At 44.0% G+C, this 18,646-nt stretch carries 16 protein-coding genes and 1 pseudogene; 9 read left to right on the top strand and 8 right to left on the bottom strand.

The genetic code is table 11. The annotated features are described in order from the left end of the window. Window positions 1-45: 45 nt before the first annotated feature. The 4 genes and pseudogenes from L3V31_RS03745 to L3V31_RS03730 all read left to right on the top strand — a co-directional run. On the top strand, window positions 46-564 hold the full coding sequence (locus tag L3V31_RS03745; protein ID WP_237314787.1) for an MltR family transcriptional regulator: 519 nt from the start codon (window positions 46-48) through the stop codon (window positions 562-564). A gap of 10 nt (window positions 565-574) precedes the next feature. After that, entirely contained in the window at window positions 575-1,309 is a 735-nt protein-coding gene (locus L3V31_RS03740; protein WP_237314786.1) for a nucleoside/nucleotide kinase family protein, read from the top strand. A gap of 17 nt (window positions 1,310-1,326) precedes the next feature. Further along, window positions 1,327-2,073: a phosphatase gene (locus L3V31_RS03735; RefSeq protein ID WP_237315002.1), complete on the top strand. Its 747-nt coding sequence runs from the start codon at window positions 1,327-1,329 to the stop codon at window positions 2,071-2,073. A gap of 11 nt (window positions 2,074-2,084) precedes the next feature. Then, window positions 2,085-2,325: pseudogene (locus tag L3V31_RS03730) on the top strand (transketolase); the annotation flags it as partial. A gap of 165 nt (window positions 2,326-2,490) precedes the next feature. Here the strand turns inward: L3V31_RS03730 and L3V31_RS03725 are convergent. Both L3V31_RS03725 and aroG read right to left on the bottom strand, forming a co-directional pair. Then, window positions 2,491-4,059: a PAS domain-containing methyl-accepting chemotaxis protein gene (locus L3V31_RS03725; protein WP_237314785.1), complete on the bottom strand. Its 1,569-nt coding sequence runs from the start codon at window positions 4,057-4,059 to the stop codon at window positions 2,491-2,493. 313 nt (window positions 4,060-4,372) lie between these two features. Further along, complete coding sequence (aroG, locus tag L3V31_RS03720) at window positions 4,373-5,425, bottom strand: 3-deoxy-7-phosphoheptulonate synthase AroG (RefSeq protein ID WP_237314784.1); 1,053 nt, start codon at window positions 5,423-5,425, stop codon at window positions 4,373-4,375. A 460-nt stretch (window positions 5,426-5,885) separates the two neighbouring features. Here aroG and L3V31_RS03715 point away from each other — a divergent pair, with 460 nt between their 5' ends. After that, the gene (locus tag L3V31_RS03715) at window positions 5,886-6,869 is read left to right on the top strand and encodes an OmpA family protein (RefSeq protein WP_237314783.1); all 984 of its coding nucleotides are present in this window, start codon (window positions 5,886-5,888) and stop codon (window positions 6,867-6,869) included. 99 nt (window positions 6,870-6,968) lie between these two features. On the opposite strand, the gene L3V31_RS03710 is transcribed toward L3V31_RS03715, so the two are convergent. After that, window positions 6,969-7,571, bottom strand: a complete 603-nt coding sequence (locus tag L3V31_RS03710; RefSeq protein WP_237314782.1) for a beta-phosphoglucomutase family hydrolase — start codon at window positions 7,569-7,571, stop codon at window positions 6,969-6,971. Window positions 7,572-7,647: 76 nt separating this feature from the next. Here L3V31_RS03710 and arfB point away from each other — a divergent pair, with 76 nt between their 5' ends. Both arfB and L3V31_RS03700 read left to right on the top strand, forming a co-directional pair. Further along, on the top strand, window positions 7,648-8,061 hold the full coding sequence (gene arfB / locus L3V31_RS03705; RefSeq protein ID WP_237314781.1) for an alternative ribosome rescue aminoacyl-tRNA hydrolase ArfB: 414 nt from the start codon (window positions 7,648-7,650) through the stop codon (window positions 8,059-8,061). Between the two features lie 223 nt (window positions 8,062-8,284). Next, on the top strand, window positions 8,285-10,054 hold the full coding sequence (locus L3V31_RS03700) for a methyl-accepting chemotaxis protein (protein WP_237314780.1): 1,770 nt from the start codon (window positions 8,285-8,287) through the stop codon (window positions 10,052-10,054). 90 nt (window positions 10,055-10,144) lie between these two features. Here L3V31_RS03700 and vmeZ read toward each other — a convergent pair whose 3' ends face one another. Then, window positions 10,145-13,297 carry a multidrug efflux RND transporter permease subunit VmeZ gene (gene vmeZ, locus L3V31_RS03695; protein ID WP_237314779.1) on the bottom strand — a complete coding sequence of 1,051 codons (3,153 nt, stop codon included), beginning with the start codon at window positions 13,295-13,297 and terminating at the stop codon, window positions 10,145-10,147. A gap of 8 nt (window positions 13,298-13,305) precedes the next feature. Then, on the bottom strand, window positions 13,306-14,433 hold the full coding sequence (gene vmeY / locus L3V31_RS03690; protein ID WP_237314778.1) for a multidrug efflux RND transporter periplasmic adaptor subunit VmeY: 1,128 nt from the start codon (window positions 14,431-14,433) through the stop codon (window positions 13,306-13,308). A gap of 384 nt (window positions 14,434-14,817) precedes the next feature. On the opposite strand from vmeY, the gene L3V31_RS03685 reads away from it, so the two are divergent. Further along, on the top strand, window positions 14,818-15,282 hold the full coding sequence (locus tag L3V31_RS03685; protein ID WP_237314777.1) for a cytidine/deoxycytidylate deaminase family protein: 465 nt from the start codon (window positions 14,818-14,820) through the stop codon (window positions 15,280-15,282). A gap of 81 nt (window positions 15,283-15,363) precedes the next feature. Here the strand turns inward: L3V31_RS03685 and pepT are convergent, their stop codons facing one another. Together pepT and L3V31_RS03675 are read right to left on the bottom strand one after the other, a co-directional pair. Further along, the gene (pepT, locus tag L3V31_RS03680; protein ID WP_237314776.1) at window positions 15,364-16,593 is read right to left on the bottom strand and encodes a peptidase T; all 1,230 of its coding nucleotides are present in this window, start codon (window positions 16,591-16,593) and stop codon (window positions 15,364-15,366) included. Window positions 16,594-16,696: 103 nt separating this feature from the next. Beyond that, complete coding sequence (locus L3V31_RS03675) at window positions 16,697-17,560, bottom strand: DUF6279 family lipoprotein (protein ID WP_237314775.1); 864 nt, start codon at window positions 17,558-17,560, stop codon at window positions 16,697-16,699. A gap of 255 nt (window positions 17,561-17,815) precedes the next feature. On the opposite strand from L3V31_RS03675, the gene L3V31_RS03670 reads away from it, so the two are divergent. After that, on the top strand, window positions 17,816-17,989 hold the full coding sequence (locus tag L3V31_RS03670; protein ID WP_237314774.1) for an RNA helicase: 174 nt from the start codon (window positions 17,816-17,818) through the stop codon (window positions 17,987-17,989). A 40-nt stretch (window positions 17,990-18,029) separates the two neighbouring features. On the opposite strand, the gene L3V31_RS03665 is transcribed toward L3V31_RS03670, so the two are convergent. Next, window positions 18,030-18,644, bottom strand: a complete 615-nt coding sequence (locus tag L3V31_RS03665) for a response regulator (protein ID WP_237315001.1) — start codon at window positions 18,642-18,644, stop codon at window positions 18,030-18,032. Window positions 18,645-18,646 lie beyond the last annotated feature (2 nt).

Raw genomic sequence — 18,646 nt, 5'->3', positions numbered from 1 at the left:
TGTGGTAGCCTTGAGCTGCCACACTCAAAAAAGGTAAATCGACATTTGGTCCAAAAAAAAGAACTAGTTGACGCACTTGATCAATGCGAGACAGCCACTTGCTTTCTCCAAGTCGCGAACAAACTGATAAACATAAAGCTCAAAGAATTGTTGCCCAAAGTATTCGTCCAGGATGCCTTCGTTATGCAGTATGCCGTAGAGCCTTTGATTCAAGAAGATGGACCACTTGTCTCGACAGACGTGGTATCAAAATTAATCTTCGCGATGGGGAAAATTTCCGTAGAAACCTACGCAGATATTGGTCTATATGACCAAATGCTCGACTACGCACTGCAGCAATCGGCCAAGCTGGGTTTTGACGATGATATGGTTTATGAGTTCATCACCAATCAGTCAACCATTTCTAAAGATCAAGATAGCTTCTACCTGGATTCGATTAATCAACTTAAGTTTTCGTCTTTCGAATCATTTTCACAGATGCGTTATGAATCGTTGATAAAAACAGTGTTAAAGCTGTCCTGTGAGATGCTTGTCGAAAAGATTGAAAAAGAAATTTTAGAATAAGGCTTCTGCAATGAAAGTAACCTTGAATGTGAGTGGCTTTGAAAACGACGCAACGTTTCCCAATAAGAATGTCGCACAAATTCACAAACCGTTAGTTGAGAAATTCACCCGTTTATTCCATGAAAAACAAGAACGTACCATTATCTTCCTATGTGCTCCCCCTGGTAGCGGCAAATCTACCTTAGCAGCTTTCTGGGAACATTTATCGCAACAAAGCCCTGACTTAGAACCCTTACAGGTTTTGCCCTTTGATGGGTTTCATTACCCGAATGAAATACTAGATAACAACTTTATCGAACGTGATGGCAAGCAAATTAGCCTACGCAGTATTAAAGGTTCTTTCGAGACCTTTAATTTGAGCGAGTTAATTAGAAAGCTCAAACAACTGAAAACTCAGAACCCAAACTGGCCCTATTATGACCGTAACTTACATGACCCCGTCGACGATGTTATTGCTGTAACTAAAAACATTGTGGTTGTTGAAGGCAACTGGTTACTGCTCAATGAGCCAGTGTGGAGCCGCCTGCATGAATTGGCCGATTTTACCATCTTCATCGACACTGACCCGACGTTTTTGGAAAACAGACTCGTCCAGCGCAAAGTTCGAGGCGGTGTAACTGAGGAAGACGCAAAAGCATTCTATCAAAACTCAGATTCCGTCAATGTCGAACTGGTATTAAAAAGCTCTGTACCAGCAGATTTGACTCTATATATGAATCGAGATGGTTCTTTTGAAATTAATTAGCTCCTAGGAAAGCCATGATGGAAATAGTCGTCGATAGCCACACGCACACCATAGCAAGCGGACATGCCTACAGCACCATTATTGAAAATGCGCGCGAGTCTCAGAACAAGGGGCTAAAACTTCTTTGTACCACGGATCATGCTCCTGAAATGCCCGGAGCCCCCCACTACTGGCACTTCAACAATCAAAGAATTTTGCCCCGCTTTCTTCATGATGTCGGCATTCTTAGAGGTGTTGAGGCAAACACCTTGAACCAAGAAGGTGACCTCGACCTGCCTCCTTCGTCTTACCAACACTTAGATTGGGTTATTGCCAGCTTTCATGAGCCGGTTTTCAAACCCTCAACACCTGAAGTTCATACTCAGGCTCTCAAGAATGTCATTAAAAATGGCAAGGTAGACGCGCTCGGGCACTTGGGTAACCCAAATTACCCATTTGATATAGAGTCGGTTTTAGAGTGTGCAAAAAAACACAGTGTTGCGATTGAAATCAATAACACCTCGCTGACTGGCAAGAGCCGTAAAGGCAGTGATAAGCGATGTTCTGATATTGTCGCTATTGGTAAAGAGATCGGAGTTTACTTTACCACTGGCTCAGACGCGCACTTCTGTAAAGAAATCGCCCACTTAGATCTCGTAAAAGCACTTCTTACTAAGCATGGTGTGGCTGAAGAGCAAGTGATCACAAGTTCAACGTCACGCTTTTTGAACTTCTTGCTCTTACGCGGAAAGCCGAAAATTGACGAATTTCATGAACTTTACTAGATAGAATAACGATGACGGCTATCATGAACGGTATCGCACTACACGGTGGTTTCGTTTCTTACGGTGCAAGGTTCCTAATGTTCATGGAATACGCTCATATCGCAATGCGCATGGCGGCTCTGATGAAAGTTCAGAACATCCAAGTTTACACGCACGACTCTATCGGTTTTGGCGAAGATGACCCAACTCACGAACCGATTGAGCACATAGCGCCCATGTGACCAAGTTGAATCTGCACCAGCAGGCGAACTGTTCAAGATGTTTGGCTTTACTACTGAAAACGTAGTGAACACAGCGAAAGAACGACTAGCTTAGTCATCGATTAGTTTTCAAGTAATTGCTTTAAAAACAGAGCCCCACTAATGCAGTGGGGCTTTTTATCATCTAAATTGCGTATTGTATAAATAACGGAATTTTTTACGAAGATTTATCTTCAAATCGAAGTGCTAGTTGATAGAAATCTTTGACCTGCTCTTTTAGCTGAAGGCTATTTTGTTCGACAGAATGAGTCGCGGCTAAATTCTGTTCTGCAGTGGATGCGATTGACTGAATATGCAAATTCACATCACTCGCCAGTTTTAGCTGATTATCCGCTGTCTGTGCCACATCAACCATTAAACCACTCATGGTTTTCATCATCTGTTCAACTTCCGAAAGGCGTACTGTACTCTGTTCTGCCACTTCAGAACACGCGTCAGTCTGCTCTTTATTTGCAAGAATGTCTTTTTGCCAACTCTGTATTGTCGACAGCATGGTAGAAATGGAGGCCTGTATTTGCTCTGTCGCATTAGAGGTACGACCGGAAAGAGCTCTTACTTCATCCGCGACCACAGCAAAGCCACGTCCTTGTTCACCAGCTCTAGCAGCTTCAATTGCCGCATTTAACGCCAGCAAATTGGTTTGATCAGCAATGCCGCCGATTTCTTCCATCAAGTGACTCACTTTTTGTGCCTGATCACTCAATTTATAGGTTGTTTCAGTGGCTTGCTCTGCCTGTAAACTCAGCTGGGTTAAATTACTGTGGGTCTGAACAATGGTTTCTTTGGCCATCAAACATGATTTAAGCGTGTCATCAATAAGTAGATGTGCATCATTTGTTGTGGAAGAAGCCGAGTTTGCAGAGCTCTCAACCTCTTGCATGGCATCACGTACTCGATGGATATCTATGTTTTGCTGGTTAAGCGCATCATGCACTTCAGCCGTTGTCTGACTGAGATCTTCTGCGCATTCTTGTAACGGTAATGCTGAGTCTGTCATACGCCCTAGGACGGTTCGTATTCGAGCTGACAGCATTTTGATATGGAAGTCCGCAATAGAGAATGCACTATCACCCGAGTAAATGAGTCTGCTTACACTATCATATTGCTTCTGTAATTTTTTTAGTTGTTGAGGAGTATCAATCAATTCTTGACGAAATAACAGGGCTAACACGCCAGCAGGCAAGAGACTCGCTAGCCAAGCTAAAGGACCTTCAGCAGACATAGCATAAGCAGCGGTCGGGGCGCTCAATGCACCAAGTAAAATAGCATAGCGTAACGAATCATTAATCTTTAAAGACCAAATTCGACCGGATTTCTCTGCCGCTTGCATACTCTTATAAGCTTTCGCGGCAATATCAACCCATTCACGTTTCGGCTTAACACGCACAGACTGGTAACCTACTACCTGATTCTGCTCATATATTGGTGTTACATAAGCATCAACCCAATAATATCCACCAGACTTGGTGCTGTTTTTTACCATGCCACGCCATGCCTTACCTTGCTTAAGACGGGCCCACATGTCACCAAATGCCCCTTTCGGCATATCATTATGACGAACAATGTTATGATTTTGGCCGACCAACTCTTTGTTTGTATATTCTGCCACTCGACAAAATGCCTCGTTGCAGTAAGTGATAACACCTTTCAGATTCGTAGTTGAGACCAGTTCCTCAAACTCTCCGACGAGAGTCTCTTGACCTTTGTGATTTGAATTGACTGACATAGACAATGCTTCTCATATTTATAGTTATCGCTCAGTAATAATTTGTCGAGCTATTACGAAGTAATTGATTCACGACCCTTTTAGGGTGACTATTTAACGGCATGTCCCCATTTTTCTTAAGAGTAAACACAGGGAAATTTACACAGTTGCTTACAATCAAAGGACATGCCCGTCTTTAACGGAACGCAGACGCTATGTAGTTATTACGGGTAATAGCCTAACCACATGCTTGTTCAGGTTAGTAATATGTCAGCGATAAATAAAAAAAGAGCCAGAGGCGTCGGCCTCTGGCTCCATATATAATTAAGAAGTGTTATTTATTGCGACGTGCTTTCACTGCATCTGCAAGCTGACGTAACACAACTTCAGTATCTTCCCAGCCGATACATGCATCGGTGATTGACTGACCATAAGTTGCAGCCTTGCCATCAACAAGATCTTGGCGGTCTTCAACCAGATGAGACTCGATCATCACACCAAAAATAGCATCTTCTCCACCAGCAATCTGCTCTGAGACGTCGTCTGATACCAGCATCTGACGCTTGAACTGCTTCGAGCTGTTAGCATGACTGAAATCGATCATCACTTTCTTTGGTAGACCTGCCGCTTCTAGCTCATCTTTAATTTGGGTAACATGAGCCGCACTGTAGTTTGGTTCCTTACCACCACGCAGAATGATGTGACAATCTGGGTTGCCTGCGGTTTCAACAATCGCGGAGTGACCGTATTTCGTTACAGATAAGAAGTGGTGAGACGCACTTGCCGAACGAATAGCGTCAGTTGCAATCTTGATATTTCCATCTGTGCCGTTTTTAAAGCCTACCGGGCAAGATAAACCCGATGCTAATTCACGGTGTACCTGTGACTCTGTCGTACGCGCGCCTATTGCACCCCAACTAATAAGATCCGCAACGTATTGAGGAGTAATCATATCTAGGAACTCACTGGCTGTTGGTAATCCCATATCAGTGAGGTCGAGAAGCAGTTTACGTCCGATACGCAAACCATCGTTCAGTTTGTACGTGTCGTTTAAGTACGGGTCGTTAATAAGCCCCTTCCAACCTACGGTCGTACGTGGCTTTTCAAAGTAGACTCGCATCACGACTTCTAACTGATCACCGAGCTCGTCACGCAGTACTTTTAGCTTTTTACCATACTCAACAGCAGCTTCCGGATCATGGATCGAGCATGGACCGACGATAACAAGCAGTCTGTCGTCTTTCCCTTCCAAGATGTTATGAATAGCATTACGACAATCAAAAGTAGTTGAAGCAGCGGTTTCAGTGGTTGGAAATTTCTCTAAAACTGCAACAGGTGGCAGCAGTTCTTTTACTCTATTTATTCTTACATCATCAGTTTGAAACATTACTTCTACATCCTGGTTGTTGTTAATGACCCACCTTTTAGCCAGCTATAAGCATTGCAATATTGTTCATAAAGCAAGCAGCAACAAGGGCTGTGGTTCATTTTTGACTTTCGATGCAAGTAACTTATCGGCTTAGCCGTAGACTTTCAATCACTTTTTGCAAATAAATGCAAACAAACTACCAGCGTTAAATATTAAACACATTGTAAATATTTATTTACGTAAAAAAGTTCAAAATTATCATATATTTTCTTATACCTTTGAAAATCTTTACTACAATGTAAGAAATATCAAAAGTTTGTGAGGTATTGAACACAGAAAAGTATGTCTAGTTCTAATATTTTGTTGCTTGATATGAAATGAATTAACTATTAAACTAATTACTTATAAACACTAGTTTTTTCTTAAAATTTGATAACACGACGTGTAAATTAATATGCAATCAATACAAGGAAACATTATGAACAAAGTAGCAATTGCAGTAGCAGCGGTGGTAGCTAGTGGTAGCGCTCTTTTGAACACTGCGCAAGCTGAAATGTATATCGGGGGCAAAGTGGGCATGAGTACACTCGATGATGCTTGCTATCTAAACAGCCCTTGTGATGATGACGCATTCGCGGCCGGAATGCACGTTGGCTATGGCTTTAATGAATATTTTGATCTTGAATACGGTGTAGACTTCCTAGGCAACTACGAAGCTAACTTCAAGACAGCTGCAGGCGCCGATACGATTGATGGCGATCTGTGGGCAATGACGCTGGCACCTAAGCTAAACCTACCTCTTTCAGACGATTTCAACTTGTTTGCTAAGATCGGTGGTGCTTACATGATGTCTGGTGACGAGAAAGATTTCGTCCCAACTGGCTCTCTGGGTGCTGAATACGCTCTAAACCGAAATCTAAGCCTACGCGCCGAGTATCAACGTTATCAAGATATGTCTGACGACGTATGGAATGATATGGATGCGAACTTCTTCTCTGTTGGTGTTAACTACACATTCGCAGCTGCTCCTGTAGTCGCGGCCGTTGTTGAGCCAGAGCCAGAGCCAGAACCAGTTGCGGTAATGAAAACTCACAAAGAAGAGTACGGTTCAGGTACGTTTGAGTTTGATAGTTCAAAACTTACACCTACTGCGACACAGCGTCTCGACAATTTCATTGATCACTTGAACGAGTACCCTCAAGCTAACGTAGAGATTACAGGTTTCACAGATAGCTCAGGTCCAGCAGCGTACAACCAAAAACTGTCAGAGCGTCGTGCTCAAGCGGTTGCTGATTACCTAACAGCAGCTGGTATTGATGCAAGCCGTCTAACTGTGTCTGGCATGGGTGAAGAAAACCCAGTTGCTGACAACAGCACTAAAGAAGGCCGTGCTCAAAACCGCCGTGTTGAAGTTGTGGTTCCAGAGTTCGAGTACGAAGTAATCGAAATGGTTCAACCATAAGCTCAGAGCTTTCAATACATTGATCATCAAGGGGTGCATTCGCACCCCTTTTTACTACTAGCAGTTACAGTGCTTAAAACAGGCTAACCGTTAACTCATTTAAGGCTTAGCGAAGAAAATAAGATCATCACCTACCACCATGACGCAATCCATTCCTGCTGCATGTGCTGCTCGCTTACCCAATTCCGTATCTTCAAAAACCAGACAACCAGATGCTTCTATACCGAGTTGTTCTGCAGCCATAAGAAAGGTGTCTGGAAACGGCTTATGATTATCAACATCGCTAGCAGTAACAACAGCATCAAGTTTATCTAACAGCCTAGCATGACTCAGTAAACGCATCGCACTGTCGCGTTGACTTCCCGTCCCCACTGCAATCTTTTTAAAACCTAGATATTCTTCTAACACGTCGTTAGTACAAGGAATAATCTCACCGTGCAGTTCCATTGCAGTGAAGGTTTCCATCTTAAACCGTGCCACTTGCTTAGGGTCGAGCGATAGCCCGTGTTTGTTATTTAACTCAATAACAATCTTAAAGCTCGGCATGCCCCCTAAACTATGAAACCAATCCTGACAAAATGGAAAATCAAATCGGTCGGCTGTCGCTTGCCAAGCAGCAAGGTGGGCAGGCATGGTATCAATCAAGGTACCATCCATATCGAAGATGAATCCCTCATATGGCCTGAAATCAATCGTACTCATGTCTTCTCTTCTATTCTTACATCTGTAATGTTAATTTATCAGCTCTTTTAATCGTCCCTATCGGCATTCTCTTATCATGCTCAAAATTTCGAACTCCGTCACACTTCAAGAATGGGAAATCCAGTTATCGCCAATAAGAGCTCAAGGAAATGGTGGGCAGAACGTTAATAAGGTGGCGACTGCAATTCATTTGCGCTTTGACATACATCACTCAACTTTACCGGAGTTTTACAAAGAGCGATTACTCGCGCTTTCGGACAGCCGTATCACAAAAGACGGTGTGATTATTATTAAGGCACAACAGTTTCGCACGCAGGAACAAAATAAAGAAGACGCACTAAATCGGCTGCAAGAGCTGATTGCATCTGCTGTGATACAAAAGAAGAAGCGCATCAACACTAAACCAACCCGCGCTTCACAACGTCGTCGGCTTGACAGTAAAAACAAGCTGGGCGCTAAAAAGCAACAACGCAAGAAAGTACAGTATTAAAAATAGCGTTTAGCATGACAAATGTATCGAACTATTAGAACCACCCAAGCTTCATATTTATTTGGGGGGATTGAGTTATCGATATAAATCAAATCAATCATCTTTTGATATTTACTACAAAGTAGACAGCAGTATCAATAAGAACGGGTAATAGAGTAGAAAATGTCATCTTCGCCTCAATGACAACTTATACCGCCCGACCATTTATTCAGGAAAAAGCAATATGACTATTCGGCAAAAACTCTACTTCCTTGGAGCTATCGCCATTTTAGGCATTGTGACCCTTTTGGGTACCTCGTCTCATTTCGCCAACCAAAGTAATAAACTCAACCAAGCTATTAAACATGTAGGTGATTTGGAAATTCGCTTATTAAATTTGCGACGTAATGAGAAAGACTTTTTACTTCGTAGCGATTTAAAGTATTTAGAAAAATTCAAGAACAATGCCGACCTATTTCTACAAGTCGAAGAAGAACTGGCTGACATTCTTACTCACTACGATCTCCCGTCGAGTTATCAGCTACGAAAGGATTTACTGGCTTACCAACAAGGCTTTCAGGCACTAGTATCTGCCTCTCAACAGTATGGTCTTAACAGCGAAAGCGGGCTTTTGGCACGATATGAAACGCTATTGCTTGATGCTAAAAAAGTTGCCGACCACCAGCAGATTCTGACACTTATTCATTTTGATAACGCGATAAAATCAGGACAATTCGCTCCTAACTCGCTGAGTGGCATTGACGCCCCTGAACTGCTGAAAGTTGCGGAGCAACTTGCCAGCCTGAAACAAATCATTGGGGTCGCATACAACAAGGGCTTGCTTGGTAAGACTCGCGCTCTTTCTCATGCCGTAGAGACGCAGTTCGATACTTTCTCATCGATGATTGATTCTGTAGCAACTCAGCGCGAAGAGAGTATGACTACCGTTAAACAAGTCATTACTGCTCTAGTACTGATCGTTCTATTTTTGCTTATCTGGCAAATCTCTCGTTCTATCAATGTTCGCGTAAGCAGCCTATTAACGACGATAAAAACCATCAGTGAGAGCAACAATATATCACTACGATCCGATCTGGCGGGTAAAGATGAACTGTTTGATATCAGCCATCACCTTAATGATCTGTTAGAAAAACTTGAGCGTTTAATTCAGAACACGCAAGAGAAGTCGATGCAATTGACAGCGAGCACCGACAATATGCACCGTGAGCTAGAAGGTGTTATGAAACAATTTCACACTCAAACCGATCATACTGTCTCTATGGCGACGGCTGTTCAACAAATGGTCGCGACTATCGGTGAGATCTCTGAAAGTACATCTGTTGCAGTAGAAGGGGTCCATCAAGCCACTAACAATGCAGAGCAAGGGCGTACAGTCGTCGAAGCTACTGTGACTAGTATTGGTCAGCTGAGTGGGGTTTTATCTAACAGTCAGCAATCTATCAGCTCCTTAAACCAGCATGTCGATAAGATTGGTGGCGCGGTAAATATCATTCAGGAAATCGCAGAACAAACTAATCTACTCGCTCTTAATGCTGCTATCGAAGCGGCGCGTGCTGGTGAACAAGGTCGCGGTTTCGCCGTGGTTGCTGATGAAGTTCGAGCACTGGCAAGCCGTACACATCAATCTACCGAAGAAATCACCCGAGTGGTCACCGATATTCAGGCCCAAATGTCGACCGTCGTATCCGATATCGATCAGTGTAACGATCAAGGGCAACAAACGCTGAGCGAATCTGAACAGTTGGACGCTAGCCTCAAACAAATCATCACTGACATGCATACGATTCAGGGTAATTCCGAGCGTATTGCCTCTGCGATTGAGGAGCAAGGTATTGTCATGAACCAAGTCAGCGACTCAATCAATGAACTGAACGCGATCTCGGAAAATAACATGCAATCAGCAAAGGAGTGCTTGCTGGAAGTGGATTCCGTTTCTGCTCAAGCTCATGATATGGATGATGCCGTTGCAGAGTTTAAAACTCGCGTCGCCTAATCCGTTGAGGTAATTCCAAATAAAAAGCCCGAAGTGCGTAACGCTTCGGGCTTTTTCATTTAAAGGTCAGTTACTACCATTTGATCATCACTACTCATCATCGAGAGGGACAAGTTTAGTATTACCGCCGTGCACTTTCTCACGCTGTTTCTGTACCAGAGCATAGAAACCCGGGATCAGAAATGTACCCGCCAGAAGCACACATAGCAGCCCCCCAATAAGGGAAATGCCCAAAGAGTTCTGACTGACATGCCCAGCGCCTGCTGCAAAAATCAAAGGGAAAATACCCAAGATAAATGACCAGGACGTCATGTTTACCGCTCTGAAACGCAACGTACCACCCTTCACTGCCGCACTGTCAATGTCCGCGTCTTTCTCTTCGCGCTCTTGCTTAGCAAACTCCACAATCAAGATGGCGTTCTTTGCGGCTAACGCAATGAGCAGAACGAGACCTATCTGAGCGTACAAGTTCAACGGCGTTCCAGTTAGATTCAGTGCTAGGAAAGAACCGAGTGTTGCAACTGGCACGACGAGAATAATCGCGAGCGGGATACTCCAACTTTCATACTGTGCCACCATGAACAGGTAAATGAAGATCAGTGCCAATGCAAAGGCATAAATTGCCTGATTGCCAGCAAGCACTTCCTGATAGGCCATGCCCGTCCACTCATAAGTGTAACCTTGCGGTAGAACCTCTGCCGCCACACGTTCCATCGCTGCAATCGCATCACCACTTGAATAACCCGGTGCTGGTTGGCCTTGAATAATCGCACTGCGGTACATGTTGTATCGCCATGCAACATCAGGCTCAAACACCTGCTCGTAACTGACCAGTGTGCTTAGCGGAACCATATCTCCGCCAGTCGTGCGGACGTGGAAACGTTCTAAATCCTGCATGCTACTGCGATGCTGGCTGTCCGCTTGCATAGTCACACGGAAGTTCTTACCAAACATGGTGAAGTCATTCACATACAAACTACCTAAGTTACCTTGCAGTGTCTGGAAGATTGAAGACAATGAAATACCGAGTTGCTGTGACTTTTCACGGTCAATATCAACATAGTAATGCGGCACGTTTGCACGGAATGTACTGAACGTATAAGCAATTTCCGGTGCTTGGTTTGCCGCCTGAATCATCTCCCCCATGACCATGGATAAATCTGTACGGCTGCGTCCCAAGGTATCTTCCAGCACAAATTCAAAGCCTGACGCCGCCCCCATACCCGGAACCGCAGGTGGGCCCATAGCAAACACCACAGCCTGTGGTAATTTCATCGCGGCAAGGCCGTTGATACGGTTAGCAATAGTATTCGCCGAATGGTCTCCTTCTAAGGAATTTCGCGTCTCCCAATCATGCAATTTAATGAACATCGAGGCACCGTTTGAAGCGGCCGCTCCTGTCATAAAGGAGTAGCCATTTGCTACCGTCACCCCATCAACACCAGGTTCCTGCTCTACCATTTGCATCAACGCGCTCGTGACCTCTTCAGTACGAGACAATGAAGCAGAATCTGGCAGTTGAACATTCACCAACAAGATCCCTTTATCTTCCTGAGGAACAAAAGCCGTGGATGTCGTCTTAGCAAAGAAAGAGACTGCCGCAACCGCAACAATGAAGAAGGTCACAAGCAACAGTGACTTCTTGACCAAGAAGCCCGCAACCTGACCATAGCCTTTAGTCACACGCTCTAAACCACGGTTGAATGCCTGGAACCAACTTGCGGTATTGCCACCCCCTTGCTTGAGCACCAAAGAACACAACGCCGGAGAAAGCGTTAATGCGTTGATCGATGAAATCACTACCGAGATACAAATAGTCAGTGCGAACTGACGATACATAATGCCAGTAATACCCGGAAGCATAGCAACCGGTAGGAAAACCGCTAGAAGCACCAAGGTTGAGGTAATGATCGGCCCGGTCACCTCCTTCATGGCGAGCAAGGTAGCCTTGCGCGGTGAAATGGTCGGGTCTTTAGCCATAGTTGTATCGACGTTTTCGATCACCAAGATAGCGTCATCCACTACGATACCGATTGCAAGAATCAAACCAAACAGAGTAACTGTATTAATGGTAAAGCCTGTCACTTGCATGATGGCGAACGTACCAACCAGAGAAACTGGAATCGCAACCACCGGAATTAGCGTGGCGCGCGCACTGCCTAGGAACAGATACGTAACCGCGATAACGAGTAAAATGGCTTCGATCAAAGTTTTGACCACCCCTTTGATAGACTCCGCAACGAAAACTGTCGTATCGTAACTGGTTTCGTACGCCATGCCTTCCGGGAAGTCTTTACTCAAACGCTCAAGCAGATCCATGACCGCTTTGCCACTTTCCAACGCGTTTGCATCGGACTGAAGAGACAACGCAACAATAGACGCATCTTGACCACGGAACTGGCCATTACCATCGTAGAACTTTTTACCCAGTTCTACGCGCGCGACATCTTTTAAGTAAACGGTTGAACCATCTGAATTGGCGCGAAGTACCACATTCTCGAATTCGCTCACGCTCTCCAAACGACCTTTAGTCACCAGATTAAACTGAACTTCCTGAGGGTTATTGTAAGGAGCAGCGCCTACTCGCCCAGCCGCAACCTGAACGTTTTGCTCCGCTAATGCCGCATATACGTCGGATGTAGTCAGCTTCAGGTTAGCCATCTTTTCAGGATCCAACCAAACACGCATCGCGTACTCACCGCCACCAATCACATTAACTTCACTGATCCCTTTCGCACGAGCAAGCTGATCTTTTACATTGAGGTTGATGTAGTTGATTAGGAACTGGTCATCATACTTGCCGTCCGGAGAATAGAAGTTCAGCACCATTAATAGGTCTGGTGAACGTTTTTTAACCGTCACACCCACCATTCGAACTTCTTGTGGCAACTTGGATTCAATCTGCGACACTCGGTTCTGAACGTTAACTTGCGCCATGTCGGGATCGGTTCCGACATCAAAGGTGACGTTCAAACTGTAAGAGCCATCGTTCGCACTTTTTGAAGACATATAAATCATATCTTCTACCCCGTTCACCGAGGTTTCTATCGGGTCGGCAATCGCTTGTTCGACAACTTCAGCACTTGCTCCAGTGTAGTACGCCGACACGCTAACCGAAGGTGGGCTGATCTGTGGGTATTCTGCAACTGGCAGGATTGCTAATGAGATAGCCCCAGCCAATGTCAAAATGATGGAAATGACCAGAGCAAACTTAGGTCTTTGTATAAAGAAACGACTTAGCATTCTGCCTCCTACTGCTTATCTTCAGTCGGAGTTTGAATACTCACTTCTACGCCATTACGAACACGCTGTAAGCCCTGTGTGATAACCGAATCGTTTTGATCCAGACCATCACGAATAATGATCCCTTGCTCTACTTGCGGTCCTAGCACAACGTTATGACGCTCTGCTACATTACCTTCGGTGGTCACCATTACAAAGTCCCCTTCCAGATCCGTTTGTACCGCACGACGTGGCACGACAATCACGTCTCTTGCGTTCTTATCACGCAAGTTCACTTTGATGTGCTGACCCGGCAATAGCTTATGATCAGGGTTAGTGACGATCGCTCGCATCGAAATCGTGCCGGTTTGAGTATTAATACGGTTACCTAAGAAATCGAGTTGTCCTAAGTGCTCGAAGAACTCTCCGTTTTCCAGCTCTAGCTGTACTTCGACATTACTGGATTCCGCAGAGCCATCCCCTTTAACTTTGTCCATGCCCATCGCCAGGCGTTCGCGCTCACTAACACTGAATGAGGTGTGAACGGGATCTAAGCTCACCAATGTGGTCAAAACCCCTGATGATGGAGAAACCAAATCACCAGTACTTACTTTGGTATCACTAATGCGACCGCTAAATGGGGCGCGAATCTGTGTATAAGAGAGGTTCACTTCCGCTAACTTCAACTGAGCGTTCGCGGCTTCAAGTTCAGCTCTGGCACCTAAAAGTGCCGCAGTCAGGGCGTCAAACTCTGATTGGGAAATACTGCCGCGAGGAAGCAAATTTTTCCCGCGTTGATGGTCTAATTCCGCTTTCTTGAGTGCAGCTTTCGCCTGAGCCAAGGTTGCTTTCGCACTTGCTACCTGAGCCTCAAAAGAAGAAGGTTCGATGGTATAAAGCAGTTGGCCTTTTTCTACCATTTGTCCTTCTTCAAAATGACGCGCTTTCAAGTAGCCTGAAATTTGAGCGGTAATATTGGTATCTTCTACTGCCTCAATTCGGCCGATATACGACTTGCTTGGTTGGTAGTCAATGACAATGACATCCTGTGTCACAACGAGAGGAGCCTGACTCCCTCCCTGGGTATTTTTCACTTCTCCGCATCCTGCAAGGATAGTTGTAGCCGCTATTAGTGCGACAAGTGGTTTCTTTTGCATGTATTTACCATTTTTATGGAACAGGATATTATTAACAAACCCTTCAACCTTACCGTCTGTAGCGTGCGAATTCTCCTACATAAATTATGCAAATCGTTTCTAATTGTAATGAAATGAAACCAAGTAAAATTAACGTGATGCGATGGAAATTTTTTTATTATCTTTATTTGTCCTACAACATGAAAATCCATCTTTCATTAGCGCAGTGTATGACTACGTTTCTCTTCCCATCACTAACATCTAGAGCCTGTAGATCAGATTCCCTTCCCTAACAGAATGATGAAAAGTGAGCAATTAAGCGTCAGCACTCGTTTTTTGACTATTTTTTACAACAAAATGAGTTATCATTTCGATATTTCAAAGCCTTCGATCGAGAGGATGTACATGATTTCTAAATGGGCGAAACGTTTTTACCAAATGGCCGAATTGGTGGCATCTTGGAGTAAAGATCCATCCACGCAAGTTGGTGCAGTAATTACCAAGCAAAACCGTATCGTTTCTGTTGGCTTTAACGGCTATCCACACGGGGTTTCCGACAGCGTGGACACCGATGAGCGAGAACTTAAATACTTAAAGACACTGCACGCAGAAGAAAACGCCATTCTGTTTTCTAAGCGTGATTTAGACGGCTGTGACATTTGGGTCACCCATTTTCCGTGTCCTAACTGTGCGGCCAAAATTATTCAGACTGGCATCTCACGCGTACACTGCCCAGAGCAATCAGAAGATTTTCTGTCTCGCTGGGGGGATAAAATTCAGGTCAGCCAGGATATGTTCGATCAAGCTGGCGTAGAAGTGGACTGGCTACCGTTAGAAGAAATCGAAATTGAAGGTAAAGACGTTCGTTAATCTTCATTTCAAACAAAACCGCCCAGACATTGTCTGGGCGGTTTTGTTTCTGAAGGTAAAGGCGTTACGACAGTTTTAAAACTACTGGTATTTCTTCGCAGTCAGCTCGGCAATTTTGGCGATTACCACCACCGATTTTTCCATCATTTCGATTGAAACGAATTCATGAATACCATGAAAGTTAAACCCACCAGTGAAGATATTCGGGCATGGTAAACCCATAAATGATAAACGAGCGCCATCGGTTCCGCCTCGTATTGGTTTAATCAAAGGCTCAACATCGCACGCTTCCATCGCTTGCTTTGCAAGGTCGATAATATGAGGATAAGGCTCGACCATCTCACGCATGTTGTAGTAATTGTCTGTGATTTTGATTTCTACACAGCCATGTTTCAGTCCGGCGTTCATCTCATCCACTAACTTACGCATAAACGATTTACGACTTTCTAAACCTTCCCGGTCAAAATCACGAATAATATAGCCTAACTCACTATGAGCAATGCCAAGACTGCCTGATTTAAGATGATAAAAGCCTTCATAACCTTCTGTGGTTTCGGGAGTTTGCTCTTCTGGCATCTGCACCTGAAATTTGGCCGCCAAGTTCATCGCGTTGACCATTTTTCCTTTTGCGGTTCCAGGATGAACGCAGACACCGTGAAAAACAACGTCAGCGCTTGCTGCATTGAAGTTTTCATATTCCAGTTCACCCTGAGGACCACCATCTACCGTGTATGCCCATTGCGCACCAAACTTTTCAACATCGAATTTATCTGCACCTCGACCGATCTCTTCATCAGGCGTGAATCCGATGCAGATATCACCGTGCGGAATGTCTGGGTTTTCAATCAGCATCGCCATTGCCGATAATATCTCTGCGATGCCGGCTTTATTATCTGCGCCTAAAAGGGTCTTACCATTCGTCGTGATCAGGTTGTGACCATGAAGCTGATGCAAATCAGGGTATTGAACAGGTGACAACACTTCGTCACCAAGTCCCAACGCAATATCGCCCCCCTGATAGTCTTCCACAAACTGAGGCGAAACATTTTTACCAGAAGCGTCCGGAGCCGTATCCATATGCGCAATAAAACCAATTGCTGGCACGTCGTACTTAACATTGGATGGCAGTCTCGCCATAAGGTATCCATGCTCCGTTAAGACGACATCACTTAAGCCGAGGTCTATCATTTCCTGTTTTAAATGTTGTGCAAAAACGAGCTGACCCGGACTGCTTGGACAAGCTGTCACTTTGGGGTTTGATTTGGTATTGAACGTGACGTAGCGAAGAAACCTTTCAACTAAATGCTTCATAATTATTCTCATTACTCTAGGCTTCTTTGCATGTTACGCCCAACGTAGAATAAGAACTTGCTTTGAATCATTTTCTAATTAAAAACAGAGCTAATCATACCGCTCAACCCAGGAGCTCTTGCGCTAATTCACGCCACTCTGCAACTTTACCGTGAAAATGGTTCCACTGCTTTTCCGTCATGGACTTAGAGAGTGAAAGGGTGAGCTGGTCCACCAGCGCTACATTGTGATCCATATTTTGAGATAATTGATCACTATAAAAACTTTCTGGCTCAAACATTATTTTCATGAACACTTTCTGATAAATAACATTGTTGGATTTATTGTCGAACATATATTCAAGCTCTTTATAGATTGATGCTCGATAATTACGCCATAAAGGACTATTGAGAATAACTTGATTAGAAAATTGCGTCACATATCTTTGTTGATCATTATTAAGTTCCCCTATCCACTCTGTCACCCACTCTTCCGTCTTATCAAAAACAATCTTTCTGACTTCCTTTTCTGTCTTATCCGCATATTTAGCATTTCTCTTGTTATAATCCTTTTGTACGTTGAGTAAAAACTCACGTTGCTGCTGCGGAGTTAATAACAAACTCAATGAGAACAATTCTGGCGCAACCTTACTCACAATACGGTTATAGTGTTCACGGAATCTTTCTCGGCTTTGCTGTAAGTAATTCAACGTAATATCTTCCTCTGTGATGGTTTCCATTTCCTTTAAATGGTCGACATAACGAGGTAGCTCTTCTTTCTTATGCCACTCTGCTAAGAGTAACAACCGTTCTTCTAGCAAATTCTCTTGCTCTTGGTTGAGCGTGACATAATCGTCCAGATATTCAAGGACGAACCAATCCAAATTGTTATAGAAAAACTTTTTAGTACAACCAACCAGGACAAAAATGGAAATCAATATAAGGCTGTAGCGAAGTACTTTATTAGATACGTCATGTAATTTAATCACTTAGCGAATTCCCTTTTCTTTTGTTTACCCTCTATAATCAGTGATATCACTTAATATTGCGGCAAACTTACCTTGATGTGACAAATATTTGTTGTCACCCTAATAGTATATAGAGTTTGAAGATAACTTTTTGATCACTACTATCCGCAAAAAAGTGAATTTGAGCGTATTGGTTGGCTAAAAAATCGAATAGCGCTCCCTAAAACAGCATATAATTTGCTTGAATGATTCTAGGATAGTTTATGGAGGCTAAGTATGGCTGCCGTTGAGCAACTTGATAACTGTGTAGAATATGAAATTCTATATTTTGAGCAGGGAAGAATGTTCCGCATGATGGTTGACGCCGAGAGCAAAGACTCGGCTTATGAGTTTTATTTAGGGTGTGGGAAGCATATTAGCGACTTGTACTCTATTCGCCCAGATTATTGAAACCCCACCTCTATTCACAATAGAGGCAGGGTAACTTTTGCTACTTGCTATCGCCAAAGCGTTCTAAATAAAGAACAGTAGCCGCTGTGCGAGACGGGACTCTTAGTTTTTTTAGCAAACTTTTCATATGCACTTTTACTGTCGATTCTGATATGAATAGACGGTCGGCAATTTGTTTGTTTCGAAACCCTCTCGCCACTTCTTTGAGTATCTGGCTTTCACGCTCAGTCAACGTATCAAAGACATCTTCTTGCTCGCCACGCTCACTAAGATATTTTGCCACTTCCCGGCTGTAGGTTGTATCACCACTATGAGCCTGCTTCAACAACTCGACTAACTCATCTGGCTCGGTATCTTTCAGTAAGTACCCATCGGCACCAGTGCGAACAATCGCATCAATATCTGCAGGGCTATCTGATACCGTCAGAATAACAACGCGAGCCTCGCACCCGTCAGCTCGCAAGGCTTTCAGAGTATCCAAGCCAGACATTCCCTTCATGTTGAGGTCGAGAAGTACTAAATCCAGTTCCAATTCATGCGCTTTAGCAACAGCATCCGCACCGTTACTCGCTTCTGCAACAACTTCAAACTCTGGTTCGAAACTTAAAAGTTGTTGAATGCCACGTCGCATTAGTGGATGGTCATCCACCAGCATTA

Source organism: Vibrio sp. J1-1 (genome assembly GCF_021728395.1).
Classification (GTDB): domain Bacteria; phylum Pseudomonadota; class Gammaproteobacteria; order Enterobacterales; family Vibrionaceae; genus Vibrio.
Note: the sequence above shows the minus strand (reverse complement) of the source record. Positions and strands in the feature narration are given on the sequence as shown.

Bases quoted from the DNA above. Each gene is read 5' to 3' on its own strand.
- L3V31_RS03735 (WP_237315002.1), top strand. From the start codon at position 1,327: ATGGAAATAGTCGTCGATAGCCACACGCACACCATAGCAAGCGGACAT.
- aroG (WP_237314784.1), bottom strand. From the start codon at position 5,425: ATGTTTCAAACTGATGATGTAAGAATAAATAGAGTAAAAGAACTGCTG.
- pepT (WP_237314776.1), bottom strand. From the start codon at position 16,593: ATGAAGCATTTAGTTGAAAGGTTTCTTCGCTACGTCACGTTCAATACC.
- L3V31_RS03725 (WP_237314785.1), bottom strand. From the start codon at position 4,059: ATGTCAGTCAATTCAAATCACAAAGGTCAAGAGACTCTCGTCGGAGAG.
- L3V31_RS03740 (WP_237314786.1), top strand. From the start codon at position 575: ATGAAAGTAACCTTGAATGTGAGTGGCTTTGAAAACGACGCAACGTTT.
- arfB (WP_237314781.1), top strand. From the start codon at position 7,648: ATGCTCAAAATTTCGAACTCCGTCACACTTCAAGAATGGGAAATCCAG.
- L3V31_RS03665 (WP_237315001.1), bottom strand. From the start codon at position 18,644: ATGCTGGTGGATGACCATCCACTAATGCGACGTGGCATTCAACAACTT.
- L3V31_RS03715 (WP_237314783.1), top strand. From the start codon at position 5,886: ATGAACAAAGTAGCAATTGCAGTAGCAGCGGTGGTAGCTAGTGGTAGC.
- L3V31_RS03670 (WP_237314774.1), top strand. From the start codon at position 17,816: ATGGCTGCCGTTGAGCAACTTGATAACTGTGTAGAATATGAAATTCTA.
- L3V31_RS03685 (WP_237314777.1), top strand. From the start codon at position 14,818: ATGATTTCTAAATGGGCGAAACGTTTTTACCAAATGGCCGAATTGGTG.
- L3V31_RS03710 (WP_237314782.1), bottom strand. From the start codon at position 7,571: ATGAGTACGATTGATTTCAGGCCATATGAGGGATTCATCTTCGATATG.
- vmeZ (WP_237314779.1), bottom strand. From the start codon at position 13,297: ATGCTAAGTCGTTTCTTTATACAAAGACCTAAGTTTGCTCTGGTCATT.
- L3V31_RS03700 (WP_237314780.1), top strand. From the start codon at position 8,285: ATGACTATTCGGCAAAAACTCTACTTCCTTGGAGCTATCGCCATTTTA.
- vmeY (WP_237314778.1), bottom strand. From the start codon at position 14,433: ATGCAAAAGAAACCACTTGTCGCACTAATAGCGGCTACAACTATCCTT.